Genomic DNA, 23,998 nt, shown 5'->3' with positions numbered 1-23,998 from the left:
CGGCCCGGGCAAAATCTGCCCGGGCCGCACGGAACCGCAGGTCGGAGCGGTATCAGCGCCGCATCACACTCTCAGCCCCGATACCCGAGGACTGTCATCATCCCCGCCTCCGCGTGGTAGACGTTGTGGCAGTGGACCATCCACAGCCCCGGGTTGTCGGCGTCGAACTCCACCGTCAGCGACCGGTGCGGCAGCACGATCGCGGTGTCCTTGCGGGCCCCGGCGGCGTTCCCGCCCAGCGCGAACGTGTGCCCGTGCAGATGGAGGGGATGCCACATGGCCGTCCCGTTCTCGAAGACGACCCGCACCCGCTCCCCGGCCTCCACCGGCCGCCGCTGCCCGGCGCTGTACGGCTGCCCGTCGAAGGCCCAGTCGTACTCCGCCATCCCGCCGGTGAGCCGCATCCGGATCTCCCGGTCCGGCGCACGGTCGGCCAGCGCCACGGCCGGGTCCGGCACCAGCCGCCCCGCCTCGACGAGCTTCCCCTCCAGCTCCTTCGGCCGGACGGAGGCGGCGGGCGCGGCCCCGCTCCCGGTCCGCAGTACGGCGAGGGCGGCCGCCTTCTTCCCCTCGGCCAGGGCGGTGAGCGGGAAGACTCCGTCCCCGGCGGTGACGAGGACGTCGTACCGCTCGCCCATCCCCAGCAGCAGCGCGTCCCCCGTGGTGTGCCGGACGGGGAAGCCGTCGGTGTGGGTGACGGTCAGCCGGTGCCCGCCGAGCGCGACCCGGAAGGCGGTGTCGCCCCCGGCGTTGATGATGCGCAGCCGGATACGCTCACCGGCCCGCGCCCGAAACACCTCCGGATCCGCCGCCACCCGCCCATTGACCAGGTAGTACGGATACGCGACATCACCGGCATCCCCGCCCAGCAACGCGCTACGGGCGCCCATCATCATCCGCGAGGGCCCGTCCCCGTCCGGCCCGTTCCCGTTCGGATCGTTCGGCCCGTCCCCGTCCGGATCGTCCTCATCGGAACGGGACATGGAGTGCGCGCCATGATCCATCCCGCCGCCGCCACCCATCCCCCCGGACAGCTCCTTCAGCACGGCATCGGGAGTGGACCCCTCCACCCCGTCGACCCAGTCGTCGAGGACGACGACCCACTCCTTGTCGTACGCCAACGGCTCCTTCGGGTCCTCGACGATGAGCGGCGCGTAGAGCCCCCGGTCCTGCTGGACGCCGGAGTGCGGGTGGAACCAGTACGTCCCCGGGTGGGGCACCGCGAACCGGTAGCGGAAGTCGGCCCCCGGCGCGATGTCCCGCTGGGTGAGCCCGGGGACCCCGTCCATGTCGTTGCGCAGGGCGAGGCCGTGCCAGTGCATCGAGGTGGGCTGCGGGAGGTGGTTGGCCAGGGTGAGGTCGAGGGTGTCCCCGGCGCTCACCCGCACCTCACGCCCGGGCAGCCGGTCCCCGTACGCCCAGGAGGCGACGGTGGTGCCGCCGCCCAGATCGAGCCGGGTGCGGGTGGCGGTGAGGGAGACCTTGCGTACGGGGCCGGAGCCGCGCGCCTTCTCGGCCGCCGCGACCTCCTTGCCGTCGGGCGAGACGTACGTACCGGAGTCCTGGGCTCCGCCGGGCGAGTGGGCGCCGCCATGGCCGCCGCCGTCGGAACAGGCGGTGAGGACTCCCGTACCGGCGACGGCGAGAGCGGCGCCGAGCACGGCGCGTCGGGTGGGTTGCGTGGGCATGCTGAATACACCTCTGGGAACTGCTGGTCGGTCCGGATCAGGGAGAGCCCGGATCAGGGAGAAGGGCGGAGATGAACGCCCACTCCTAAATACGCAGCACCGAAACGCTGGCGAGCACCGATATGCGGGGCGGCGGATTCGGCCGCAGCACCCGCAGAAGCCCCGCCCCCACTGGCGTACCGATCCCCCGCCCGTCCGCGCGCAGCCCGAGCATCCAGGCACCGACGAGGGCGAGCCCCCAGGCGCCGAGGACGGCGAGACAGACGGAGAGCGGGTCCATGCCGCTCATGGGGGCGTCGCCGGGGGAGCCGTGCGAGGGATGACCGACACCGGAAGCCACCGAGCCGACGGTTACGGCTCCGTCGACGGCGCTGGCTACGGCATCGGCGACCGGCATGGTCACGGCGTTGGCAACGAATGCAGATACGGCGTCGGCATCGGCGACCGGCATGGTCACGGCCTCTTGGCCCGTGGCCCCGGACACGGAAGCCGAGGGGGCATGCTCGGCCGGATGCCCGACCGTATGCATGGTGACGATGCCGAAGAGCAGCGCGGCGAGCAGCAGGAGCTGCCGGTACGCCCGGCTCCCGCTCCCGCTTCCCGTCCTGCTCGCCATACGGCCACCTTACCCCCGGCGGGTATACGGGCACGGGGCGGCCCGGCACCCCCACCCAAGGGGGGCACCGGGCCACGGAAACCCGGGAACGGGTTCAGCTGCGCGAGTACACCTTCTCCGCCCAGGCCGCGATCTGCTCCTCGGTGAGGTGCTGCGCGAGATCGGCTTCGCTGATCATGCCGACGAGCTTCTTGTTCTCGACGACGGGGAGCCGGCGGATGCGGTGGTTCTGCATCTCCTCCAGGACCGCGTTCACGTCCGCGTCCGCCTCGATCCAGCGGGGCGTGCCCTGGGCGAGGTCCCCGGCGGTCACCTTCGCGGGGTCATGGCCCTTGGCCACACACCCGACGACGATGTCGCGGTCGGTGATGATGCCGACCATCCGGTCCGAATCACCGTTGGCGGAGACGGGCAGCGCGCCCACGTTGTGCTCACGCATGAGCTGCGCGGCACGGTCGAGCGTCTCGTGGGCGGGGATCCAGCGGGCCCCGCTGTGCATGATGTCTTTGGCGGTCGTCATGGGGGATTTCCTCCTGCGTGCCGATGGCACTGCCGTACGGCCCCGAGCCCAACCCATCGTCATCGCCCCGCCCGGCTCGCGCGACCGCAACCACCCGTTCAGGTGCGGTGGGTACGGGGACGGGGGCCGCCGCACGGCCCGCCGAGGCGCCCGCGCGGCAGGGCCGCCGACCGTATCGGGTGGCCGGGTGCTCCCTCTCACACCGTGTGCGTAATCTGGGGGAAATCCCGGGTCGCGATACTGAAGTGTCCCCCTACCCCGGGCGGTGGTGCACGGACCGTCTGAACTGCAAGGATGTGGCAATGGACAAGCAGCAGGAATTCGTCCTCAGGACCCTTGAGGAGCGCGACATCCGCTTCGTGCGGCTGTGGTTCACCGACGTCCTCGGGTTCCTCAAGTCCGTCGCCGTGGCCCCGGCCGAACTGGAGCAGGCCTTCGACGAGGGCATCGGCTTCGACGGCTCGGCCATCGAGGGCTTCGCCCGGGTGTACGAATCGGACATGATCGCCAAGCCGGACCCGGCCACCTTCCAGATCCTGCCCTGGCGCGCGGAGGCCCCCGGCACGGCGCGGATGTTCTGCGACATCCTGATGCCGGACGGCTCCCCGTCCTTCGCGGACCCGCGCTACGTGCTGAAGCGCATCCTGGCGAAGACCTCCGACCTGGGCTTCACCTTCTACACCCACCCCGAGATCGAGTTCTTCCTGCTGAAGAACAAGCCGGTGGACGGCACGCGCCCGACCCCGGCGGACAGCTCGGGCTACTTCGACCACACCCCGCAGAACGTGGGCATGGACTTCCGCCGACAGGCGATCACGATGCTCGAATCCATGGGCATTTCCGTCGAGTTCAGCCACCACGAGGGCGCGCCGGGCCAGCAGGAGATCGACCTCCGCTACGCGGACGCGCTGTCGACGGCGGACAACATCATGACGTTCCGCCTGGTGATGAAGCAGGTCGCGCTGGAACAGGGCGTCCAGGCCACGTTCATGCCGAAGCCCTTCTCGGAGTACCCGGGTTCGGGCATGCACACCCACCTCTCCCTCTTCGAGGGCGACCGCAACGCGTTCTACGAGTCGGGCGCGGAGTACCAGCTCTCCAAGGTCGGCCGCTCCTTCATCGCGGGCCTCCTGACGCACGCGGCGGAGATCTCGGCCGTCACCAACCAGTGGGTCAACTCCTACAAGCGCATCTGGGGCGGCTCGTCCCGCGCGGCCGGCGCGGGCGGCGAGGCCCCCTCGTACATCTGCTGGGGCCACAACAACCGCTCCGCCCTCATCCGCGTCCCCATGTACAAGCCCGGCAAGACCGGCTCGGCCCGCGTCGAGGTCCGCTCCATCGACTCCGGCGCCAACCCCTACCTCACCTACGCGGTCCTCCTCGCCGCAGGCCTCAAGGGCATCGAGGAGGGCTACGAACTCCCGGCCGGCGCCGACGACGACGTCTGGGCCCTCTCCGACGCGGAACGCCGAGCCATGGGCATCGAACCGCTCCCGCAGAACCTGGGCGAGGCGATCTCCCTGATGGAGAAGAGCGAGTTGGTCGCCGAAACCCTGGGCGAGCACGTCTTCGACTTCTTCCTCCGCAACAAGAAGCAGGAGTGGGAGGAGTACCGCAGCGAGGTGACGGCCTTCGAGCTGAAGAACCTGCTCCCGGTGCTGTAGGGCATGGTCGGCGGGCGTGGAGCCCGCATCTGCAGCTTTGGGCCGACGACGGTGTGAAACCGTCGTCGGCCCAAAGCTGTTCGAGGCTTCAGCCGGCTACTTGGTGGCGGACCTTTCGTGTTCTTCTATCAGCTCGATATCCCGCTGGTCCTTGGCGCGGTTGGATCGCGTCTTCCATTCTCGGACTTCGGCGAGGGAGCAGAAGGGGATTCCCTCTATCAGTTCTGCCGAATCGATCAATTCGTCGGCATCTCGGGCACCGGGGAGCCACTGGTCGAATATTTCGATGTTGCCACCGAACAGCACCACCATCAGCCCATGGCCTGAAGGGGGAACCTGCGCTTCGGCCATGCTCAACGCGATCTTCCAGGCGTCAGCTCTTGCCACGATGTCGAGGTCACTCACGTCCTGCCTCAGCCCATGCGCCAGCAAGGGGCCGCTCCCGGCCACGACGTAGTCAGCCGGGGGAAGGCGCAAACTGAGCAACTCGCGGATGAAAGGGTGCTGCCTGAGTTCCAAGAGATCTCCTAGAGGACGGGCAGCCCCACTGCTGCGCGTGCAGCCACACTCATGATCAGTGCTGCGATGACACTCGCCAGCGTACCGATGAGGAAGTACTTGGACGCATGGTTGACGTGGTCCACCGGAGCGCGTGCCAACGCCTTGGCTGCCAGTACGAGCGCCGCGGCCTCAGGCTGACCGGCGGCGAGGAAGGCGAAGAGGAGGCCGCGTTCGATGAGGCCGATGCTTCGACCGCCGCTGTGAATCAACGCCAGGGCAGCGTCCTTCTGGGGTCCTGCTGGCATGCTGCGGACCTCGCCCGCCACGGGGTCGGTGGCGGCCTTGACCAGTGCACCTCCCCCGAAAACCGCAATGAGCAGGGTGGAGAGCATCACTGCCAGCGTGTCGTTGCGCAGCAGCTCGGCACCGACCGAGGAGGCGGTGGCCCACGCCGTCCACGTGCCGACACATGCCGCGAGCACCACCGTCAGGACGCCGATCCGTTTGGTGCTGCTCGATGTTCCGGCGGTCAGCGAGCTTGTGATCGAGAATCCGAGAGAGGGCGTGGATGGAGACCGGCTCAGCAGGGTGCAGCCCACGGCCAGGATCACTGCTGTTGCCAACGCACCCCAAGACCTCGACTCAGTGCCGTACGGGGCAATGGCATAGCCGCCGTACACGAGAGTGAACAGGATTGCTGAGCCGGGCTGAGTTCTGAACCACTTTCCCTCCCAGGCCACGACCAGCGGTGCCGCCAGGCCGAAGAAGATCCGCGTTGCTTCCAAAGATCCCCCACATCATCTTTGAACAAGCCGAGTTCGCCTCCCCTGCGATTCTAGAGGTTGTCCGATAAATGATCTATGGCCTGTTGGTTGAGCAGCCCGCTCTCTCTGCCGCCCGGCGGAGGCCTCGGGCCCGAACCCCCTCCTGTGAGGGCGCGGGCCCGAACTCCCTTACACCGGCGGTGTCCCCGGCGGCGACGGTGTCGGCCGTGGATAGGGCAGTGCGGGCCCCGGGTCCGGTGGCAGTTTCGGGGGGCCGCTGCCGTGTTTGCCGTCGTTCAGGATCTTGCGGGCGTTCAGGACCTTGCGGGTGGTCAGGCCGTAGATGCCGAACGGCGGGAAGAGATCGACGCGGCGCGGGTAGTCGGCTGTCGCGCACACCTCGCAGAGCAGGTCACGGCCGGCGGGTGTGTGCCGGGCGGCGGTGACCGGGGTGTTCCAGCAGGCCTCGCAGGTGCGGACGTCCGTCGCGGACAGGGTGATCATCGGCGCCTCCGGGGTGGCGCCGGTAAAGCGTGACGGGTGGGACGCATGAGGTGCCTCCGTCTCTCGTGGATGGGGGTGAACCGTCCCGGCCGAGGGTCGGGACGGAGTGTGGTCAGCCTCACCGGCGGGTTTCGCGCCATGCGCGGACGAGCTTCGCCGCCGTGGGGCAGGCCGAGCCCGCGCGGCAGGCGGCGCACTTCGTCGTATGGCCGAGCAGGTCGCGGTAGGCCGCGTCGGGGGAGTCGGGTGCTGTCACGGTCGCCTCTCTGCTGATCTCGGCCCAGACGAATTCGGTGGTGCGGGTGAGGGTGTGGCCGAAGTGGTCGGCGGTGGCCAGGGCGGCGAGGACCGCCGTGTGGGCGGTCTCGGTGAGTTCGGTGGGGAGGTCCGCCTCGATCCGGATGCCGGACGCTGTGTCGGCGATGCGCGGTTCGGTGCCGATGGCGGCGGCGAGCATGCCGGTCAGTGCGGCTGCCCGCGCTTGTGCTGAGTGCACAGTTCTCCCCTGTGAACGGATGTCACTCCATGTAATGCTGAATATTCAGCTTCAACCTGATGGGTTAGCTTTGTCAATATCGAGCCCTGAACGCCGCACCCTCACGGAGCCGCCGAAATGCCTCGCGATACCCCGTACTTGCAGGTGGCCGCCAAGATCCGCGCCCGGGTTCAGGCGGGTGAATGGGCAGTCGGCGACAAGCTGCCGTCCCGCGCCCGGTTCGCCGAGGAGTACGACGTCGGCCCGTCCGTGGCCCAGCGGGCGGTGGAGTGCCTGATCGTCGAGGGCCTCCTCGAAGGCCGTGCCGGATCGGGCACGTACGTCCGTAAGCCCCGCGAGCGCCGCAGGATGGTCCGCTCACGTCTCCGCGAAGGCTCCCCGTTCCGCTCCAAGATGCGGGACCAGGGCTCCGAGGGCACCTGGGAGTGCAACAGCCGGGCGCGGGTCCCGGCCACCGAGGACATCGCCGAACGGCTGGCGATCGAGCCCGGCGACCTCTGCGTCATGACCGACTACGAGTTCCTCGCCGACGGGCAGCCCGTCCAGCTCGCCCGGAGCTGGGAACCGATGGCCGTCACCGGCGGCACGCCCATCCTGCTTCCGGAGATGGGCCCGAGGGGCAAGATCGGCGTCGTCGAGCGGATGCGCTCCATCGACGTGCACATCGCCACCGCCATCGAGATGCCGCGCCCGGCCCGCGCCACCCGCGAGCAGGCCCACTTCCTCGGCATCTCCGTGGGCGACCTGGTCACCCAGCTGGAGCGTACGTACTTCGACGCCGAGGGCCGCCCGGTGGAGACCGCCGACATCATCGTGCCGGACATCCGCTGGGAGATCGCGTACGAGATCGAGGTCGACCCGCATCGGTTCTGAGCGGTTTCCGGGGCGGCCGGCCCGCGCAGTCGGCGTGGTCGGCCCCTCGGCCCCTCGGCCGGTCAGGCCCTGATGGCCGAAGGCCCCGTGAAGTCCGTGGCCAGCGTGTCCATCAGGATCTCGTCGCAGACCGTACCGAGCCAGAATCCCGCCTCCCGGAGCGTTCCGGCGGTCCGGAAGCCGGCCTTCTCGTAGGCCCGCAGCCCCGCCTTGTTCGGGGCCAGCACCTTCAGCCAGACCATCCGCAGGTTGGTGATGTGGAACGCGTAGTCCAGCACCAGCCGGGTGGCGGCCGTACCCAGGCCGCGTCCGCGGGCCTCGGGGGCGAGCATCACGACGTACTCCGCCGTGCGGACGGACAGGTCGGGCAGCAGCGTCGCCACCCCGACCGGGACCGGGCTGCCGGTGGCGAGGTCGTACACCGTGAACCGGATGTTGTCCCCGCGCAGTTGATGGGCCATGCCCTCCGTGCGGGACTCCAGCGACTCCGGCTGCTGACGCCCGTAGCCGACCAGGAGCGCGGGGTCCTGCTCCCAGCGCCAGTACGTCTCCACGAGGTCCGCCCGGTAGGGGCCGAGCGCACAGGTGTCGGTGCCGATCCAGAGGATGGGGTCAGAAGGCGTGTCGATGGCGGGCTCCGATGGTGAGTGCGGGTGTATAGGCAAGAGTTGAGGGCGGCTCGGCGACAGTTTCGCCGTCCACAGTCTGTATCCAGGCGTGTAGCCGGACAGGGTCTGCGGCGACGCCGTGGCACCACACGGTGGCAAGTCCGTGCGTCGCGAGCAGAAAGACGGTGGCCGCTGATTCTTCCAGGCAGGCGGTGCGGACAGGAGCGTGCCACGCGGCCCGGCGGATGGCGAGCACGGCGTCCGTTGCATCCGTCAGGGAAGCCGGGCGGCGCGCGGATGCCGTGGAGGTCCGGAGTGCCGAGACGAGGCGGCTCATCGCTCCCCCCTTATGGCCTGCCCGTTGGACGAACCACGTCGCTGCCAGGGCGGTAGCGGCCCTCGTCGAGAAGGGACCGGTCGTGTCGATGAGACCGGCGGGATGCTCGGCGCTGCCCCAGCTCGCCGCAGGAGTCGGGGCAGCTACCGGTGCTGCCCACGGCATTGGAATCGGAGTGGGATGCAGAGCCCCGACACGCAAGAGGTGGGCTGCCAGCGGCGGTGGCATTGCGGTGAGCCGACCCGAGTGTGCCGCTTCGTGCCAGTGCGCCGCAGCTTTCGGTAGCAGACACTGCACGTGCCCGGTCCGGTAATCGATGAGAACCAGGACGTGGGGGAAGGCGACGGCACGGATGTGCCCAGGGGCGGAGGCGTACCGAGGGAGATCAGTCACAGCATGTCTCCTCGGACGGTGTGACCCACATCAGCTCAGGATCGCGTTCGTGTGCCCTCAGCCAGACCTCGGCGCTGAGGGCCTGCTCCAGAGTGGCGAGCGACATGGGAACACCGGCGGCCGCCTGCCTCAACGAAGAGTTGAAGTGGGAAGGGTCGACCAGATCCATCCCTGCCAAGCGCCCGTCGCTCAACTCCAGGAGGGTGGGCAGATTGGCCCGCAGGCCCGCGTAGTGGTCGGCGTCGAAGCTGCCCTTGGTACGTCGGTCCGCGACGGCCCTCGGCAGGAGTCCGGCCATCGCCCTGCCCAGCAAGGGCTTGTAGGCGTGGACGGGTGCACTCAGGTCGATGGGCGTCCGGAGCACGGCATCCACAACCATGGGGTCGAGGAACGGGTTGGTGAGATCGATCTCCGAGGCCGCGGCCATCTCGGCGTCTGCGACGGCCGTGCGGGCGACTTCGCGGATCTCGTCCACCGACGTGCGTACCGAGGAGTCCAGGCCCGATAGCTGGTCCGGAGCCGCTGCGGCTCGGCCGGCGGCGGTGCGTAACAGGTCCCGGGCGGCGGTACCAGCCCATGGAGGAAAAGGCAGCAGAGGAAACCATCGGACGCGTCCGAGGTCGCCGTGCGCTGCTCCGCCGACATGATCGACGAGCCTGGTGAGAGCGCGGACGCGACTGGTCCGTGAGGCGAGTACGGCGTCACGCAGGAGTGGAACAGGTGAGATGCGGCGCAGCCTGGACCAGCCGAACCCCTCGCTCACGGCGCGGCGGACGCGGCCGTGGCGAAAGAGATCCGCCAGATGAAGGGGAGGCTGGAAGAGCAGGCTGTCGCCACCGTCGCCCGTCATGTGGGTACGGGTCCCGAACTCCTCCCTCATCCATGCGAACTGGCCCGTCAGCCGCGACCGGGTGATCGTAGAGGGAGCTGGTTCATCGGTGGCCGGAACGGCGGAAATGGCTGTGTACGGCAAGTGCTTCGCCGACATCGCCAGCAGGTGGTGCTCGATCCGCCCAGCGTAGGCATCGGCTGTCCGGCGGGCGTGGCATACGTCGGCGCCCGCAGTGTTGCCTTCGGGGTGGATGGTGACGGCGTGCAGCCGGAAGCAGTCCGGCAGAGCGACGGCGGCCAGGACGGCGAGAGACGTCGAATCGAGTCCGCCCGACATGTCGCAGGAGAGTTCGGGGTCCGACGCGACTCTGGCTGCGACGGCTCCGTAGAGCGTCGTGCGCAACCGTTCTGCGGGTGATCGGCAGACGTCCGGGGCGGGTCTCCACACCGTGGTGGTGCGAGGGGTGCTGCCGTCGGTCGGCAGGACGATCCGGCTTCCGGGTGGGAGCTGTTCGATACCCGTGAAGAACGAGCGTCCGCCGGAGAGCGTTGGAACGGACGGCAGAAAGATCGAGCAGGCCAGGCGCTCGGTGTCCACCGTGGCGCGTGTGAGCGAGGCAAGGGCGCGGGCCGAACTGCACCATACCCACGCGCCCTCATGGCCGACGAGATACACCGGGCGGGTGGAGGCAGGGTCCGTGTGCAGCACGACAGCTTCTTCGGATTCCTCGATGACCGTATAGGTGCCGGGCCATCTCCAGGTGATGTCCTCGGGCAGCGCCGCCGAGCGAAGGCGTTGCAGGTCGGAATCCTCTGCTCCGCACCAGCCGAGGACGAGCACCTGGCGTCGCCCGTCCATGGATGTCACCGAGCGGACCGGAACAGCCCCGAGTGTCCAGGTGCGGCGTCGCGAGGTGAGGTGACGGGAACCCTCCGGCCGACACCCGGGCCGGAGGGGCGGACTGCTTCCACCGAAAATCATGGTCAGAACTCCGGAGTCAAGGTTGTGCCCGACGGGGCGCGAGCGTGTGGCCCGCACCCCGCAGCGGAGAGATCAGCTGTTGTAGGCGCGACGCTTGTCCTCGCTGTGACCGCCGCCCTGACCTTCGGTGAGCACGGTTGCGTCACCGATTTCGACCGGGAGCAGCTCGCGTTCGTCGGTGCTCTTGGGGTTCTCGGCGTTCTGCGATGCGCTCACGATGTGTCTCCTTCTGGTTGGGTGATGAGTGGCTTGCTCCCCCCTCCGGGGGGGGCTGAATGGCAGGGCCGGGAGCTCTGTAAGCAGTCAGTGGGTGCGCAGGAGCGCTGAGATCCGGAGCCTCGCGCGCAACCGGGTCCACCGGACGGCCGAGAACCCACGGGCGAGTGCGCGCAATGCGCGGCGCGGACCGAGGGAGCGCCGACCGGCCGTCGGGTGTGGAGGCAGGGCCAGCTCGGCCCAGACCCGTTTGCCGCGCGCGGTGTTCTCGGCGCCGTAGGCGATCGCCAGGTGCTCGACAAGCAGCATGCCTCGACCGCTTTCGGCGTCCGGGCCCGGGTGGCATCGTCGCGGGAGGACGGGGGAGGCGTCGTGGACTTCGATCGTCATCCTGCCCCGACCGATGTCCGCACTCGCGACCACCTCGATCATGTCACCGGAGCCGTGGGAGACAGCGTTGGTCACCAGCTCGGAGACCACGGTGCCCATGGCCATGTCGCTGTCGTCGTCCTGCGGTACGCGCCACGTGCTGATCAGGTCGCCCAGCCGCAGACGGCTGATCGCAACCGAAGTGGGGGCGCGTACCAGGAAGAAGCTCTGGCTGTTCACATGCTTCACGGGTGGACCCTTCGGCGGAGAACGAGATGACCTGCGGACGAATGGGTGGCTCGCCAACGGAAAGATTCCTTTCCGAGCGGCCGTCCTGTCTGCTGGTGTTAAGTCAACTCCGTTACCGGCGAGAGGTCCTGGGCCATCCGGTGGTGCAAATTTCCGCAGGGGGCCGCATTGGGGGGCCAGAATCCGGTACGGGACTTCCGGAAGCTTGGGGGGCGGGCATGATGGCATCAGAAGGCATCGGCGCATTACTGAGGGGCATTCGTGAGGCGGCCGGTCTGACGCGCGAGGAGCAGGCCGCTGTCTTGCAGGCGGCTCAGGGCGGTAAGTGGTTCGACCCGGAGAACCTGAAGCGGTGGGAGACCGAGAAGCGCTTGCCCACGCCGATGTGGCACGCGCTTCTCGCCGAGTGCTACGGCAGGTCGACCGAGGAGATCGTTCGCGCAGTTGTGGTCAGCCGACGCCGGCGAAGGCTTCACCGGCTGATCGACGAGGGAGCGCGGGAGGAGGGTTCGGCGGTGGACCGACGGAAGTTCCTCGGTGTGGCAGCGGCGGCGACCGGCATGGCAGGGCTGCCCGACATCGCGGAAGCGAGGCAGGGCATCAACGCCGGTCTGTCCACTTCGGACAGCGGTGATCTTGCCTATCTGGAAGGGGCGTTCGAGCGTCACCGGGGCGGGTACCGGGGGCGTCCGCCGAACGAGGTGCTGGGGCAGATGAGGGCCGATCTCGATCTGCTGCGAGAGCTGCTGAGCCGACCCCACCCCGTCGCCGTACGAAAGGAGTTGGCCCGCACGGCCGCAGGCATCACCGGGTTGGTGGCCATCATCCAGCATGATCGGGGCGATCAACGGGATGCCGTCGGCTGGTTCGCCACGGCCGAGCAGGCGGCGCGTGAATCCGGCGACCGGCACATGCTCGCCTGGGTGCTGAGCCGGCATGCGATGGTGCCGCTCAACTACGGTGCTCCGCACGCCGCCGCGACCATGGCCATTCGCGCCCGGGCCGAAGCCGGTCGGACCGCGAGCGCGGCCGGTGCCCTGGCCGCGGCCGTCACCGCACGGTCACTCGCCTCCATCGGAGACAGGGAAGGTGCGTTGCGGGCGGTTGCCGATGCCCGTGCCGCCGCCGCGCGGCTCGACTCCGTACAGGGCGCCGATACCTGGTTCGGCTATCCGCCGCAGAAGCACCATGTTCACCTCTCCCAGGCGTTCACCCTCATGGGGCGGACCCGTGAGGCGTACGCGGAGCAGGAGTCCGCACTGGCACTCACCACGTCTCCGTCCGTCATGACCCGCGCGTTGATCGCCGTCGACCGCGCCGCCTGCGTCCGGGCGGACGGCGATGCGGCCACGGCTGCCGACCTTGCCGTGAACGCATGGCTCCAGCTCCCCACGGCCTACCGTGACGGCCTGGTCCGCTCACGGGCCGAGTCGTTGTGCCAGTCGCTTCCCGGACGTTCGGGGAACACACTGCGCGACGCGTTGGCGAGCCGCTGAGCACACCGGCGGAGGCCTGGGCTGCCGGGGGTGCCGCGCGGAAGAGGGCGGTCGGGGGCGTCTCCCGGGGACCGGCTGAGCATCTTGCGCCGGCCGGACCGGTCCCGGTGGGCCCAGCCGGTCGATGCCACGGCTCGTGACCGTGGTCCGAGCCCCGACTTGTGCCCCGCTCCGGAGCCGTCCCGCCCCCCCCGGGGCCCCGGAGTCGTCCCCGCCCCCACCCGCCCTGTTGTAGTGTTACCACCCCCGTACAGGGACCGCCCCGACACGGGGCCCGACCGAGGAGGTGAGACCCATTACCGCTGGATCAGGCTGGGTGCTCACCTCGTACGATCGCGTCGACCGGCCGGTGTAACCGCCGAGGCCACCGACAGCGAGCGATCGCGGAGCGCCCATCGGTTTTCCGAAAGGCTTCTCCCGTATGTCGGTTCACTCTCTTTCTCTTACCGCTGACACCCTCCGCCGCGCCGGCTGCGTCTTCGCCGAGGACGAGGCCGCGCTGCTCCATGGAGCCGCCGCCTCCCCGGACGAACTGTCCCTGCTCGTCGAGCGCCGTGCCGCCGGGCTGCCGCTCGAACACGTCCTGGGCTGGGCCGAGTTCTGCGGGCGGCGGCTCGCCGTGGACGCCGGGGTCTTCGTGCCCCGGCGCCGTACGGAGTTCCTGGTGCGGCAGGCCGTCGAGCTCGCGCCTCGGCGGGCCGTCGTCGTCGACCTCTGCTGTGGTTCGGGTGCGCTCGGTGTCGCCCTCGCCACCGAGCTGGACCAGGTCGAGCTGCACGCCTGTGACGTCGAACCCGCCGCCGTACGCTGTGCCCGGCGGAACGTCGGTGGGCTCGGGCAGGTCTACGAGGGCGATCTCTTCGCGCCTCTCCCGGCCCGTCTGCTCGGGCGGGTCGATGTGCTGCTCGCCAATGTGCCGTACGTTCCGAGCGCCGATGTGGAGTTCCTTCCCGCCGAGGCCCGCGTCCACGAACCGCGCGTCGCTCTGGACGGAGGTGGGGACGGGCTCGATGTCATGCGGCGCGTCGCCGTGGAAGCGCCCCGGTGGCTCGCTCCCGGCGGCAGCCTGCTCGTGGAGGTGAGCGAGCGGCAGCAGGGCGCGGCCGTGGAGGTCCTGCGCGCTGCCGGGCTGAGCCCGCGGGTCCTGGTCTCCGAGGAGCTGTACGTGACCGTCGTCGTCGGGGTCCTGGAGGGGGCCTCGGAAACTGTCACCGGGGGCGCGGAGGACGGCCGCCCGGCAGCTCACGGGAAGCGGTAGCGCGTCTGGCTGTACGGCTCCCCCTTGCCGAAGCCGAAGGCCGTACGGGGGCGGACCGCGAACACGTGGGCGGGGCCGGACTCCGGCTGGACGAAGCTGCCGTCCTCGACGTCGAAGTGCCAGTCGCCGCCGTACTTCGCCTCCCACTCCCGGGCCAGAGCGGTCAGCCGGCCGTGGTCCGTCACCCGGTCCGCCCGGCCCTCGATCACCACGTCGACGCCGGAATCGAGGGCGTTGGTCCCCGTCGTCAGGACCACCTCGGGGTTGGCCGCGAGGTTGCGGGCCTTGCGTTCGGCCGGGCCCGTACAGAAGTGGAGGGCGCCGTCGGACCAGACGCCGATCAGAGGGGTGACGTGGGGGCGGCCGTCCGGGTGGACCGTGGAGAGCCAGTACAGCGGGGCCGCGCTCAGCAGGGCCGCCGTCTCCGGCCAGGGGCGGGCCGTCGCGCCCTCGCTGCTGTAGCGGGCGTCCAGCTCGGTGGCCGGGGGGTGCTCGGTCGTCGACATGGTTCCTCCGGGGTGGCGTCAGGGGGAGGGGGTGCTGTCAGGTGTTTTCCCCGTGGGTGGACTCCGCCGCCGCCCCGAATTCATCGGTACGGGACTAGGCTCGGAGAGCTGTGACGCGGCGAGGGAGCGGCCGAGCAGTGAAGCAGATCGGGTCGGGCGGCGGGAGAGCGTGCAATGACGACGGTGCCGGGGCGCAGAAGCAGTACGTTCACCAGGCTGCTGCGGCACGGATTCACCGACCCGTCCGCCGCCGAGCAGCTTCTGGAGCTGGACGACCTCGCCTCCGTACGGTCCGATCCCGTCCTCCTGGAGGCGCTCGGCGCCACCGCCGACCCCGATCTGGCCCTGCGCGGCCTCGTCCGGCTCGTGGAGGCCGAGGAGGCGGGCGAGCGGCAGGTGCTGCTCGACACCCTCGTGACCGCCAAGCCCCTGCGGGACCGGCTCCTCGGGGTCCTCGGGGCGTCCGAGGCGCTCGGCGACCATCTGGCCCGGCACCCGCGCGACTGGCAGGCGCTCGTCACGTACGAGGCGGTCGACCTGCACCCCGGGGTCGCCGAGTTCGAGCGCGGGCTCGCCGAGGCCGTCGACCCGGACTCGCTGCGCGTCGGCTACCGGCGGTGCCTGCTCACCCTGGCCGCCCGGGACGTCTGCGGGACCACCGGCCTCGCCCAGACCGCCGCCGAGCTGGCCGACCTCGCCACCGCCACCCTTCGCGCCGCCCTCGCCATCGCCCGCACGGCGGCCCCCGAGGACGCGGCGCAGTGCCGGCTCGCCGTCGTCGCGATGGGCAAGTGCGGCGGGCACGAGCTGAACTACGTCTCCGACGTCGACGTGATCTTCGTGGGGGAGGCGCGCGACGGGGTCGACGAGAACAAGGCCATGCAGGCCGCCACCCGGCTGGCCGCCCACATGATGCGGATCTGCTCCGACAACACCCCCGAGGGCACCATCTGGCCGGTCGACGCCAACCTCCGCCCCGAGGGGCGCAACGGGCCCCTGGTGCGCACCCTCACCTCCCACCTCGCCTACTACCAGCGGTGGGCGAAGACCTGGGAGTTCCAGGCGCTGCTGAAGGCCCGGGCGGTCGCCGGGGACCCGGAGCTGGGCGCCGAGTACGTCGAGGCCGTCTCGCCGCTCGTCTGGCAGGCCGCCGACCGGGAGAACTTCGTCCCCGACGTGCAGAAGATGCGCCGCCGCGTCGTCGACAACATCCCCGCCGACCGGATAGACCGCGAGCTGAAGCTCGGGCCCGGCGGGCTGCGGGACGTCGAGTTCGCCGTACAGCTGCTCCAGTTGGTGCACGGGCGCAGTGACGCCTCGCTGCACAGCGGGACCACGCTGGAGGCCCTGCGGGCGCTCGCCGAGGGCGGGTACGTGGGGCGCGCGGACGCCGCCCAGCTCGATGAGGCGTACCGCTTCCTGCGCTCCATGGAGCACCGCATCCAGCTCTACCGGCTGCGCCGCACCCACCTGGTCCCCGAGGACGAGGCGGATCTGCGGCGGCTCGGGCGGTCGCTCGGGATGCGGACCGACCCGGTCGCCGAGCTCAACAAGGCGTGGCGGCGGCACGCCTCCGTGGTGCGGCGGCTGCACGAGAAGATCTTCTACCGGCCGCTCCTGGACGCCGTGGCCCAGCTGGCCCCCGCCGAGTCCCGGCTCAGCGCGAAGGCCGCCGCGATCCGGCTGGAGGCGCTGGGGTACGCGGATCCGGCCGCCGCCCTGCGCCACCTGGAGGCCCTCTCCTCCGGGGTCTCCCGCAAGGCGGCGATCCAGCGCACGCTGCTGCCGGTGCTGCTCGGCTGGTTCGCGGACTCCGCCGACCCGGACGCCGGGCTCCTCGGCTTCCGCAAGGTGTCCGACGCGCTGGGCAAGACCCCGTGGTACCTGCGGCTCCTGCGCGACGAGGGCGCGGCGGCGGAGAACCTCGCCCGGGTCCTCTCCGCCGGCCGCCTCGCCCCCGACCTGCTCATGCGGGCCCCGGAGGCGGTGGCGATCCTGGGCGACCCGGAGGGGCTGAAGCCCCGCACCCGGGAACACCTGGAGCAGGAGGTGCTGGCGGCGGTGGGGCGCGCGGGGGGCGCGGAATCGGCGGTCGCGGTGGTGCGCGGGGTGCGGCGGCGGGAGCTGTTCCGGACCACGGCCGCCGACATCATCGGCTCGTACGGCACCGAGGACAGCCCGGCCGAGCAGGACCACGGGGCCCTCGTCGACCGGGTCGGCTCCGCCGTCACCGACCTCAACGCCGCCACCATCGCGGGCGCGCTGCGGGCCGCCGTACGGGAGCGGTGGGGCGACACCCTGCCGACCCGGTTCGCCGTCATCGGCATGGGCCGCTTCGGCGGGCACGAGCTGAGTTACGGCTCCGACGCCGACGTCCTCTTCGTGCACCGGCCGCGCGAGGGCGTGAGCGACGAGGAGGCGGCCCGGGCCGCCAACGCGGTCGTGGGGGAGATGCGGAGGCTTCTTCAGCTGCCGACCGCCGATCCGCCCCTGCTCATCGACGCCGACCTGCGGCCCGAGGGCAAGACCGGGCCGCTGGTACGGACCCTGAAGTCGTACGAGGCGTACTACCGGCGCTGGTCGCTGGTCTGGGAGAGCCAGGCGCTGCTGCGGGCCGAGCCGATGGCGGGCGACGCGGAGCTGGGGCGCGACTTCATCGAGGTCGTCGACCCGCTGCGGTATCCGGCGGAGGGGCTGGGTGAGGACGCCGTACGCGAGATCCGTCGGCTCAAGGCCCGGATGGAGTCCGAGCGGATGCCGCGCGGCGCGGACCCCACGCTCCACGCGAAGCTGGGGCGCGGCGGGCTGAGCGACGTCGAGTGGACCGTCCAGCTGATGCAGATGCAGCACGGGTGGGCGGAGCCGGGGCTGCGGACGACCCGTACGCGGGAGGCACTGGCGGCGGCGTGCGCGGCGGGGCTGATCCCGGCCGAGGACGCGGAGATGCTGGACGAGGCGTGGGTGCTGGCCACCCGGGTGCGCAACGCGGTGATGCTGGTACGGGGGCGGGCGAGCGACACGTTCCCGTCCGACTCCCGGGAGATGACCGCGGTGGGGCGGTACCTGGGGTACGAGCCGGGGCACGTCGGGGACATGCTGGACGACTACCGGCGCATCACACGGAGGGCGCGCGCGGTGGTGGAGGAGCGGTTCTACGGGGCCGGGTGAGGGCGGGGAAGCTAGGAGCCGGGTTCCTGGGCAGCTGGGGGATCGGGGAGCCGGGGTTCCCGGGGGCCGGGGGCTTCGGCCCCGGACACCCGCAGCTTCCGGCCGCCCCGGACACCCGCAGCTTCCGGCCCCGGACACCCGAGGCCGGCCGGTCGCGCTACGGCCTCCGGGCCCCTGCCGTCTCCGGCTCCGGGGTGGGTTCCGTGCTCGGGCGGGGCAGCCGTGCCGAGCGCACCCCCGTCAGTCTGCCGGTCTTCTGCGTGGGCACCCACTTCGGCAGGTGGTGCGGCAGCGAGCCGTACCAGGTGCGGGAGACCGCGTAGCCGAAGGCGAGGCAGATCATGCCGCCCACCGCGTCCAGCCAGAAGTGGTTGGCGGTGGCCACGATGACGACCAGGGTGAGCGTCGGGTAGAGCAGGCCCAGGATGCGGGCCCAGGGGGCCGAGGCCAGGGCGAAGATCGTCAGGCCGCACCAGAGAGACCAGCCGATGTGCATCGACGGCATCGCCGCGTACTGGTTCGACATGTTCTTGAAGTTGCCCGAGGCCATCGAGCCCCAGGTCTCGTGCACGAGCACCGTGTCGATGAAGTTCGCGCCGTTCATCAGACGGGGGGGAGCCAGCGGGTAGAGGTAGTAGCCGAGCAGGGCCACCGCCGTCGTCGCGAAGAGCACGAGGCGCGTTGCCGCGTACCGGCCGGGGTGGCGGCGGAAGAGCCAGACGAGGACGCCGATGGTCACGACGAAGTGCAGCGTCGCGTAGTAGTAGTTCATCGACACGATCAGCCATGTCACGGAATTGACCGCGTGATTGACCGTTTCCTCGAACGCGAGGCCCATGGACTTCTCCGCCGACCAGATCCAGTCCGCGTTCGCCAGGGCCTGCGCCTTCTGCTCGGGCACGGCGTTGCGCACGAGCGAGTACAGCCAGTAACTGACCGCGATGAGCAGGATCTCGAACCAGAGCCGGGGTCGGCCGGGCGAGCGCAGTGCGCGGAGCCGGGCCTGCCAGCCGGAGTCACCGGTGGCGGGTGAGGTGGCGGGCGGCTCGGGGGCCGCCTCGGCCACGATGGGTGAAGAACCGGCCGTCGACCGGCCTTCCTGTGCTGTCACGTCCGTTTCACCCATAGGCAGAGAGTCTTCCATAGAGATTCCCCTGCCCTCGATCATCCTCCGGTCGGGTTCCGGTCGCACATTCTGCACCTCAAGGATGAGTGTGCGACCCTGAGGCCGTTCCGGGGCCGGAGGCCGTCGTACCGCGAACCACCAGCTCGGGCATGAAGACGAACTCGCTGTGCGGGGCCGGGGTCCCGCCGATCTCCTCCAGCAGCGTGCGCACCGCGGCCTGGCCCATCGCCGTCACCGGCTGCCGGATGGTGGTCAGCGGCGGATCGGTGAACGCTATGAGGGGCGAGTCGTCGTAGCCGACGACGGAGAGGTCCCGGGGGACTTCCCTGGAGAGCCTGCGGGCCGCCCGGATCGCCCCGAGCGCCATCATGTCGCTCGCGCAGACGACCGCCGTGCAGCCGCGCTCCATCAGGGCGGAGGCGGCGGCCTGGCCACCCTCCAGCGTGTACAGGGAGTGCTGGATCAACCCCTCGACCTCGTCCGGGGACAGGCCCAGCTGCTCCTGCATGGTGGAGTGGAAGCCCTCGATCTTGCGGAGCACCGGCACGAAGCGCTTGGGGCCGACCGCGAGGCCGATACGGGTGTGGCCCAGCGCCACCAGATGCGTGACCGCGAGCCGCATCGCCGCCCGGTCGTCGGGGGAGATGAACGGGGCCTGCACCTTGGCGGAGAAGCCGTTCACCAGCACGAAGGGGACGCCCTTGCCGCGCAGTTGCTCGTAGCGCTGCATATCGGCGGAGGTGTCGGCGTGCAGCCCGGAGACGAAGATGATGCCCGATACGCCCCGGTCCACCAGCATTTCGGTGAGTTCGTCCTCGGTGGAGCCGCCGGGGGTCTGGGTGGCGAGGACCGGTGTGTACCCCTGCCGGGTCAGTGCCTGGCCGATGACCTGGGCCAGCGCCGGGAAGATGGGGTTCTCCAGCTCGGGTGTGATCAGTCCGACCAGGCCCGCGCTGCGCCTGCGCAGCCGTACGGGGCGTTCGTAGCCCAGGACGTCGAGCGCCGCGAGGACGGATTCGCGGGTGGTCGCCGCGACCCCGGGCTTGCCGTTCAGGACTCGGCTGACCGTCGCTTCGCTGACCCCCGCCTGAGTTGCGATATCGGCAAGCCGTGCGGTCATGTGAGTGGACTGTACCGGGCCGGTGTCGGATTGCCCACCGTGCGGCGGGCGGGGGGAACGCCGTGCGGCGGGCGGGGGCCCGTGCTCGCCCGGAGGTCCCTTGCCGCGTGCCTGCGTAACAAGGTCTCCGAGCCTCCGTAGCAGGGTCTCCGGCAAGGTCTTGCAAGCTCTTGCGGCCCCCGATCGCGGGCTGCGGTCAGATCGTCGCACTGCGGATATGCCGTACGTGGCCTGCCCCTGCCAGGGTCCCCTCGCTCCCGTCAAGGGGCTTGACGGCAACCTTGAGGACACGCGAATGTAACGATCAACAGGGCTTGCAGAAATCTTCCGCAAGGTCTTTCGGTGGTCTTTCATCCTTGTTACGTTCACGTCGACCCGGCGCCGCGACGGAGCGGTACGGCAGTTGAAGGAGTTCAGATGCGACGTGGCATAACGGCCACCGCCCTGGTCGCGGCCCTGGCGCTCGCGGCGACCGCCTGCGGCAGTGACGGCAAGTCCGACGGCGGTTCGAGCTCGGGCGAGCTCTCCGGCACCGTGACCTGGTGGGACACCTCCAGCGTCGGCAGCGAGGACAAGGTCTTCAAGAAGCTGGCCGCAGGCTTCGAGAAGAAGCACCCGAAGGTCGACGTCAAGTACGTCAGCGTCCCCTTCGGTGACGCGCAGAACAAGTTCAAGAACGCGGCCCAGGCCGGCAGCTCCGCGCCCGACGTGATCCGCTCCGAGGTCGCCTGGACGCCGGACTTCGCCTCGCTCGGCTACCTGGCCCCGCTGGACGGCACCGCCGCCCTGAAGAACCAGGACGACTTCCTGCCGCAGGCCGTCGCCTCCACCAAGTACGACGGCAAGACCTTCGCCGTCCCGCAGGTCATCGACTCCATGGGCATCTTCTACAACAAGAAGCTGATGGAAAAGGCGGGCGTCGAGGCCCCCGCCAACCTGGACGAGCTGAAGACCGCCGCCAAGAAGATCAAGGACAAGACCGGCAAGACCGGCCTCTACCTGCGCGGCGACGACCCGTACTTCTTCCTCTCCTTCCTGTACGGCGAGGGCGGCGACCTGGTCGACGCCGAGACCAAGACCGTCACCGTGGACAAGCCCGAGGGCGTCAAGGCCTTCCAGGCGGTCAAGGACCTGGTCGACGACGGCACCGCGAAGACGGATGCCTCGGACGGCTGGGAGAACATGATGCAGGCGTTCAAGAACGGCGACGTCGCGATGATGATCAACGGCCCCTGGGCCGTCGCCGACACGCTGACCGGCAAGGAGTTCGCCGACAAGGACAACCTGGGCATCGCCACGGTCCCGGCCGGTTCCGCCGCCCACGGCGCCCCGCAGGGCGGTCACAACCTCGCGGTCTACGCCGGTTCGAAGAACCTGGAGGCCTCCTACGCCTTCGTCGAGTACATGACGTCCGTGGAGTCCCAGGCCACCACCGCCGGTGAGCTGAACCTGCTGCCGACGCGCACCTCCGCGTACGCCAAGAAGGAAGCCGTCAACAGCGAGATCGTCGGCTTCTTCAAGCCGGTCGTCGAGACCGCCGTCGAGCGCCCCTGGATCCCCGAGGGCGGCAGCCTCTTCGCCCCGCTGGGCGTCGAGTACACCAAGGTCCTCACCAACCAGACCACGCCGGAGAAGGCCGCCAAGGCGACCGGCGACGCGTACCGCAAGCTCCTCGACGGCTGGAAGTAACAGGAAGGTTGGCCGACTGATGGCTGTCCACACCAGCCAGTCGGTGGCGAAGGCCGCGGGCGGGAACACCGCCCGCGGCCGGAGCCGCGGTACTGGCACCCCACCACCGGCCCCCGGCCGTTTCCGGCGCGGTCTGTCGACCCACTGGTACGCCTGGACCATGGTCGCCCCGGTCGTCCTCGTGATCGGCGTGATCATCGGCTACCCGCTGCTGCGCGGTATCTACCTGTCGATGACCGACGCCACCGAGCGCAACGTCGCGCGCACCATCGGCGTCAACGAGATGCCCGCCACCTACAAGTTCGTCGGGGCGGACAACTACATCGAGGCGCTGACCGGTTCGCAGTTCCTCGGCACGCTCGGCTGGACGCTGGTGTGGACGGTCTCCTGCGTGAGCATCACGTTCGCCCTCGGCATGGGCCTCGCCAACATCCTCAACCGCAGGATCGCCGGCCGCTCCGCCTACCGCATGGCCCTCATCCTCCCGTGGGCCATCCCCGGCTTCGTCTCGGTCTTCGCCTGGCGCTTCCTCTACAACGAGGAGCGCGGCCTGCTCAACTCCCTGCTCGGCGGTGTGGGCGTCGACGGCATCCCGTGGCTGAACGACCCGACCTGGGCCAAGTTCGCCGTCATCGCCGTCAACGTCTGGCTCGGCATCCCCTTCATGATGGTCGCCCTGCTCGGCGGACTCCAGTCCATCCCCTCGGAGCAGTACGAGGCCGCCGAGATGGACGGGGCCACCGCCTGGCAGCGGTTCCGCCACATCACGCTGCCCGGACTGCGCCCGGTCTCCACCACGGTGATCCTGCTCTCCACCATCTGGACCTTCAACATGTTCCCGGTGATCTTCCTGCTGACCCGCGGCGGACCCGGTGAGGCGACCCAGATCCTCGTCACCCAGGCGTACAAGTTCTCCTTCGAGATCAACCCGCGCGACTTCGCGCAGTCCTCCACGTGGGGCGTGCTGATCCTCGTACTCCTGATGCTCTTCGCCGTGATCTACCGGCGAGTCCTGCGCACCCAGGGAGACAACTGGTGACCACCGTGACCAACACCCCCGCGCGGCACGCCGTGCCCAAGGTCCGGCTGCGCGGCGAACGCTCCCCGCTCGCCTCCGTCGCCCTGCACCTCACCCTGATCACCGCCTCGGTGATCGCGGTCTTCCCGGTGCTGTGGGTCCTGCTGACCTCGCTCAAGCCCGCCAAGTACGCGACCACCACGGACTTCTTCCGCGAGACCACGTTCGTCAACTACACGAACCTCATCCGCGACACCGAGTTCCTCAACTGGTTCGCCAACTCCGCGATCATCGCCGGACTCTCCACCGTCATCGGCGTCTTCGTCTCCGCCACCACCGGCTACGCGGTGAGCCGCTTCCGCTTCCCCGGCAAGCGCGGGCTGATGTGGACGCTGCTGATCACCCAGATGTTCCCGGTCGCCGTCCTCATCGTGCCGATCTACAACATCATGGCGAGCCTCGGACTGCTCAACACGTCCGCCGGTCTCGTCATCACCTACCTCACCATCGCGGTGCCGTTCTGCGCCTGGATGATGAAGGGCTTCTTCGACACCATCCCGCGCGAGATCGACGAGTCGGGCGAGGTCGACGGCCTCACCCCGTTCGGCACCTTCTGGCGGCTGATCCTGCCGCTGGCCAAGCCGGGCCTCGCGGTCACCGCGTTCTACTTCTTCATCACCGCCTGGGGCGAAGTGGCGTACGCCTCCGCCTTCCTGGTCGGTGACGAGAACCTGACGCTCGCCGGCGGACTCCAGAAGTTCGTCAACCAGTACGGAGCGCAGTGGGGCCCGATGACCGCCGCCTCCGTCCTCATCGCCATCCCGGCCGCCCTGGTCTTCCTGTTCGCGCAGAAGCACCTGGTCACCGGCATGTCCGCCGGAGCCGTCAAGGGCTGAGAGACCTCCTGGACACCAGTACCCGCACGCATCACCGCATTTGTCACGGCGGCGCCGGCTCCCCGACCCGGACACCGGCGCCGCTCCCCACCCAGACACCCCAGGGACGA

23 protein-coding genes are annotated in these 23,998 nt (G+C 69.9%); 8 read left to right on the top strand and 15 right to left on the bottom strand.

Annotation, left to right across the window (positions count from 1 at the left end):
• Window positions 1-71: 71 nt before the first annotated feature.
• From ACFW9Z_RS00195 to ACFW9Z_RS00185, 3 genes are all read right to left on the bottom strand, one after another.
• Window positions 72-1,688, bottom strand: coding sequence for a multicopper oxidase family protein (locus ACFW9Z_RS00195; protein WP_384631918.1), 1,617 nt, complete (start codon window positions 1,686-1,688; stop codon window positions 72-74).
• 85 nt (window positions 1,689-1,773) lie between these two features.
• Window positions 1,774-2,304 (bottom strand): hypothetical protein, encoded by a 531-nt coding sequence (locus ACFW9Z_RS00190; RefSeq protein WP_384631916.1) that lies wholly within the window; start codon window positions 2,302-2,304, stop codon window positions 1,774-1,776.
• A 94-nt stretch (window positions 2,305-2,398) separates the two neighbouring features.
• The gene (locus tag ACFW9Z_RS00185) at window positions 2,399-2,824 is read right to left on the bottom strand and encodes a CBS domain-containing protein (protein WP_070203308.1); all 426 of its coding nucleotides are present in this window, start codon (window positions 2,822-2,824) and stop codon (window positions 2,399-2,401) included.
• A gap of 302 nt (window positions 2,825-3,126) precedes the next feature.
• On the opposite strand from ACFW9Z_RS00185, the gene glnA reads away from it, so the two are divergent.
• The gene (gene glnA / locus ACFW9Z_RS00180; RefSeq protein WP_164616245.1) at window positions 3,127-4,488 is read left to right on the top strand and encodes a type I glutamate--ammonia ligase; all 1,362 of its coding nucleotides are present in this window, start codon (window positions 3,127-3,129) and stop codon (window positions 4,486-4,488) included.
• A gap of 96 nt (window positions 4,489-4,584) precedes the next feature.
• Here the strand turns inward: glnA and ACFW9Z_RS00175 are convergent, their stop codons facing one another.
• From ACFW9Z_RS00175 to ACFW9Z_RS00160, 4 genes are all read right to left on the bottom strand, one after another.
• Window positions 4,585-5,007: a hypothetical protein gene (locus tag ACFW9Z_RS00175; RefSeq protein WP_384631912.1), complete on the bottom strand. Its 423-nt coding sequence runs from the start codon at window positions 5,005-5,007 to the stop codon at window positions 4,585-4,587.
• Window positions 5,008-5,015: 8 nt separating this feature from the next.
• The gene (locus ACFW9Z_RS00170; RefSeq protein ID WP_384631910.1) at window positions 5,016-5,774 is read right to left on the bottom strand and encodes a hypothetical protein; all 759 of its coding nucleotides are present in this window, start codon (window positions 5,772-5,774) and stop codon (window positions 5,016-5,018) included.
• A gap of 168 nt (window positions 5,775-5,942) precedes the next feature.
• Window positions 5,943-6,257, bottom strand: coding sequence for a hypothetical protein (locus tag ACFW9Z_RS00165; RefSeq protein WP_384631907.1), 315 nt, complete (start codon window positions 6,255-6,257; stop codon window positions 5,943-5,945).
• 118 nt (window positions 6,258-6,375) lie between these two features.
• Complete coding sequence (locus ACFW9Z_RS00160) at window positions 6,376-6,714, bottom strand: hypothetical protein (RefSeq protein ID WP_384633315.1); 339 nt, start codon at window positions 6,712-6,714, stop codon at window positions 6,376-6,378.
• Between the two features lie 156 nt (window positions 6,715-6,870).
• Between ACFW9Z_RS00160 and ACFW9Z_RS00155 the strand changes: the two genes are divergently transcribed.
• Complete coding sequence (locus ACFW9Z_RS00155) at window positions 6,871-7,626, top strand: GntR family transcriptional regulator (RefSeq protein ID WP_384631904.1); 756 nt, start codon at window positions 6,871-6,873, stop codon at window positions 7,624-7,626.
• A 62-nt stretch (window positions 7,627-7,688) separates the two neighbouring features.
• On the opposite strand, the gene ACFW9Z_RS00150 is transcribed toward ACFW9Z_RS00155, so the two are convergent.
• From ACFW9Z_RS00150 to ACFW9Z_RS00130, 5 genes are all read right to left on the bottom strand, one after another.
• Window positions 7,689-8,234 (bottom strand): GNAT family N-acetyltransferase, encoded by a 546-nt coding sequence (locus tag ACFW9Z_RS00150; protein WP_384633312.1) that lies wholly within the window; start codon window positions 8,232-8,234, stop codon window positions 7,689-7,691.
• Window positions 8,235-8,238: 4 nt separating this feature from the next.
• Window positions 8,239-8,736 (bottom strand): lasso peptide biosynthesis B2 protein, encoded by a 498-nt coding sequence (locus ACFW9Z_RS00145; RefSeq protein ID WP_384631901.1) that lies wholly within the window; start codon window positions 8,734-8,736, stop codon window positions 8,239-8,241.
• Between the two features lie 220 nt (window positions 8,737-8,956).
• The gene (locus ACFW9Z_RS00140) at window positions 8,957-10,777 is read right to left on the bottom strand and encodes an albusnodin/ikarugamycin family macrolactam cyclase (protein ID WP_384633309.1); all 1,821 of its coding nucleotides are present in this window, start codon (window positions 10,775-10,777) and stop codon (window positions 8,957-8,959) included.
• 72 nt (window positions 10,778-10,849) lie between these two features.
• On the bottom strand, window positions 10,850-10,993 hold the full coding sequence (locus ACFW9Z_RS00135; RefSeq protein ID WP_384631898.1) for an albusnodin family lasso peptide: 144 nt from the start codon (window positions 10,991-10,993) through the stop codon (window positions 10,850-10,852).
• 87 nt (window positions 10,994-11,080) lie between these two features.
• Window positions 11,081-11,611, bottom strand: coding sequence for an ATP-binding protein (locus ACFW9Z_RS00130; RefSeq protein ID WP_384631895.1), 531 nt, complete (start codon window positions 11,609-11,611; stop codon window positions 11,081-11,083).
• 218 nt (window positions 11,612-11,829) lie between these two features.
• Between ACFW9Z_RS00130 and ACFW9Z_RS00125 the strand changes: the two genes are divergently transcribed.
• Window positions 11,830-13,107, top strand: coding sequence for a helix-turn-helix domain-containing protein (locus tag ACFW9Z_RS00125; RefSeq protein ID WP_384631892.1), 1,278 nt, complete (start codon window positions 11,830-11,832; stop codon window positions 13,105-13,107).
• 421 nt (window positions 13,108-13,528) lie between these two features.
• Window positions 13,529-14,365 carry a putative protein N(5)-glutamine methyltransferase gene (locus tag ACFW9Z_RS00120; protein ID WP_384631889.1) on the top strand — a complete coding sequence of 279 codons (837 nt, stop codon included), beginning with the start codon at window positions 13,529-13,531 and terminating at the stop codon, window positions 14,363-14,365.
• Here ACFW9Z_RS00120 and ACFW9Z_RS00115 read toward each other — a convergent pair.
• Window positions 14,350-14,871, bottom strand: a complete 522-nt coding sequence (locus ACFW9Z_RS00115) for a pyridoxamine 5'-phosphate oxidase family protein (RefSeq protein WP_384631886.1) — start codon at window positions 14,869-14,871, stop codon at window positions 14,350-14,352. The two genes, ACFW9Z_RS00120 and ACFW9Z_RS00115, sit on opposite strands and share 16 nt — an antisense overlap.
• A gap of 174 nt (window positions 14,872-15,045) precedes the next feature.
• Between ACFW9Z_RS00115 and ACFW9Z_RS00110 the strand changes: the two genes are divergently transcribed.
• Window positions 15,046-18,039, top strand: a complete 2,994-nt coding sequence (locus ACFW9Z_RS00110) for a bifunctional [glutamine synthetase] adenylyltransferase/[glutamine synthetase]-adenylyl-L-tyrosine phosphorylase (RefSeq protein WP_384631883.1) — start codon at window positions 15,046-15,048, stop codon at window positions 18,037-18,039.
• Window positions 18,040-18,196: 157 nt separating this feature from the next.
• On the opposite strand, the gene ACFW9Z_RS00105 is transcribed toward ACFW9Z_RS00110, so the two are convergent.
• Together ACFW9Z_RS00105 and ACFW9Z_RS00100 are read right to left on the bottom strand one after the other, a co-directional pair.
• Complete coding sequence (locus ACFW9Z_RS00105) at window positions 18,197-19,165, bottom strand: phosphatase PAP2 family protein (protein ID WP_384631881.1); 969 nt, start codon at window positions 19,163-19,165, stop codon at window positions 18,197-18,199.
• Between the two features lie 76 nt (window positions 19,166-19,241).
• Window positions 19,242-20,285, bottom strand: coding sequence for a LacI family DNA-binding transcriptional regulator (locus ACFW9Z_RS00100; protein WP_384631878.1), 1,044 nt, complete (start codon window positions 20,283-20,285; stop codon window positions 19,242-19,244).
• 417 nt (window positions 20,286-20,702) lie between these two features.
• On the opposite strand from ACFW9Z_RS00100, the gene ACFW9Z_RS00095 reads away from it, so the two are divergent.
• From ACFW9Z_RS00095 to ACFW9Z_RS00085, 3 genes are read left to right on the top strand one after another with little or no spacing between them, the layout of a single operon-like run.
• Window positions 20,703-21,974, top strand: a complete 1,272-nt coding sequence (locus ACFW9Z_RS00095) for an extracellular solute-binding protein (protein WP_384631875.1) — start codon at window positions 20,703-20,705, stop codon at window positions 21,972-21,974.
• 19 nt (window positions 21,975-21,993) lie between these two features.
• Window positions 21,994-23,013 (top strand): carbohydrate ABC transporter permease, encoded by a 1,020-nt coding sequence (locus ACFW9Z_RS00090; RefSeq protein WP_384631872.1) that lies wholly within the window; start codon window positions 21,994-21,996, stop codon window positions 23,011-23,013.
• Window positions 23,010-23,888, top strand: a complete 879-nt coding sequence (locus tag ACFW9Z_RS00085) for a sugar ABC transporter permease (RefSeq protein ID WP_384631869.1) — start codon at window positions 23,010-23,012, stop codon at window positions 23,886-23,888. Before ACFW9Z_RS00090 ends, ACFW9Z_RS00085 begins: the two co-directional genes overlap by 4 nt.
• Window positions 23,889-23,998: the final 110 nt, after the last annotated feature.

Origin of the sequence: Streptomyces sp. NPDC059452 (assembly GCF_042750035.1) — a bacterium.
Classification (GTDB): domain Bacteria; phylum Actinomycetota; class Actinomycetes; order Streptomycetales; family Streptomycetaceae; genus Streptomyces.
The sequence above is the reverse complement of the archived record's forward strand: the minus strand, read 5'-3'. Positions and strand labels throughout refer to the sequence as shown.

Excerpts from the sequence above, each read along its gene's own strand:
- ACFW9Z_RS00140 (WP_384633309.1), bottom strand. The coding sequence starts at position 10,777 with ATGATTTTCGGTGGAAGCAGTCCGCCCCTCCGGCCCGGGTGTCGGCCG.
- ACFW9Z_RS00195 (WP_384631918.1), bottom strand. The coding sequence starts at position 1,688 with ATGCCCACGCAACCCACCCGACGCGCCGTGCTCGGCGCCGCTCTCGCC.
- ACFW9Z_RS00165 (WP_384631907.1), bottom strand. The coding sequence starts at position 6,257 with ATGATCACCCTGTCCGCGACGGACGTCCGCACCTGCGAGGCCTGCTGG.
- ACFW9Z_RS00155 (WP_384631904.1), top strand. The coding sequence starts at position 6,871 with ATGCCTCGCGATACCCCGTACTTGCAGGTGGCCGCCAAGATCCGCGCC.
- ACFW9Z_RS00145 (WP_384631901.1), bottom strand. The coding sequence starts at position 8,736 with ATGCCGTGGGCAGCACCGGTAGCTGCCCCGACTCCTGCGGCGAGCTGG.
- ACFW9Z_RS00100 (WP_384631878.1), bottom strand. The coding sequence starts at position 20,285 with ATGACCGCACGGCTTGCCGATATCGCAACTCAGGCGGGGGTCAGCGAA.
- ACFW9Z_RS00110 (WP_384631883.1), top strand. The coding sequence starts at position 15,046 with ATGACGACGGTGCCGGGGCGCAGAAGCAGTACGTTCACCAGGCTGCTG.
- ACFW9Z_RS00105 (WP_384631881.1), bottom strand. The coding sequence starts at position 19,165 with ATGGGTGAAACGGACGTGACAGCACAGGAAGGCCGGTCGACGGCCGGT.
- ACFW9Z_RS00115 (WP_384631886.1), bottom strand. The coding sequence starts at position 14,871 with ATGTCGACGACCGAGCACCCCCCGGCCACCGAGCTGGACGCCCGCTAC.
- ACFW9Z_RS00185 (WP_070203308.1), bottom strand. The coding sequence starts at position 2,824 with ATGACGACCGCCAAAGACATCATGCACAGCGGGGCCCGCTGGATCCCC.
- ACFW9Z_RS00120 (WP_384631889.1), top strand. The coding sequence starts at position 13,529 with ATGTCGGTTCACTCTCTTTCTCTTACCGCTGACACCCTCCGCCGCGCC.
- ACFW9Z_RS00190 (WP_384631916.1), bottom strand. The coding sequence starts at position 2,304 with ATGGCGAGCAGGACGGGAAGCGGGAGCGGGAGCCGGGCGTACCGGCAG.
- ACFW9Z_RS00090 (WP_384631872.1), top strand. The coding sequence starts at position 21,994 with ATGGCTGTCCACACCAGCCAGTCGGTGGCGAAGGCCGCGGGCGGGAAC.
- ACFW9Z_RS00095 (WP_384631875.1), top strand. The coding sequence starts at position 20,703 with ATGCGACGTGGCATAACGGCCACCGCCCTGGTCGCGGCCCTGGCGCTC.
- ACFW9Z_RS00160 (WP_384633315.1), bottom strand. The coding sequence starts at position 6,714 with ATGCTCGCCGCCGCCATCGGCACCGAACCGCGCATCGCCGACACAGCG.
- ACFW9Z_RS00125 (WP_384631892.1), top strand. The coding sequence starts at position 11,830 with ATGATGGCATCAGAAGGCATCGGCGCATTACTGAGGGGCATTCGTGAG.
- glnA (WP_164616245.1), top strand. The coding sequence starts at position 3,127 with ATGGACAAGCAGCAGGAATTCGTCCTCAGGACCCTTGAGGAGCGCGAC.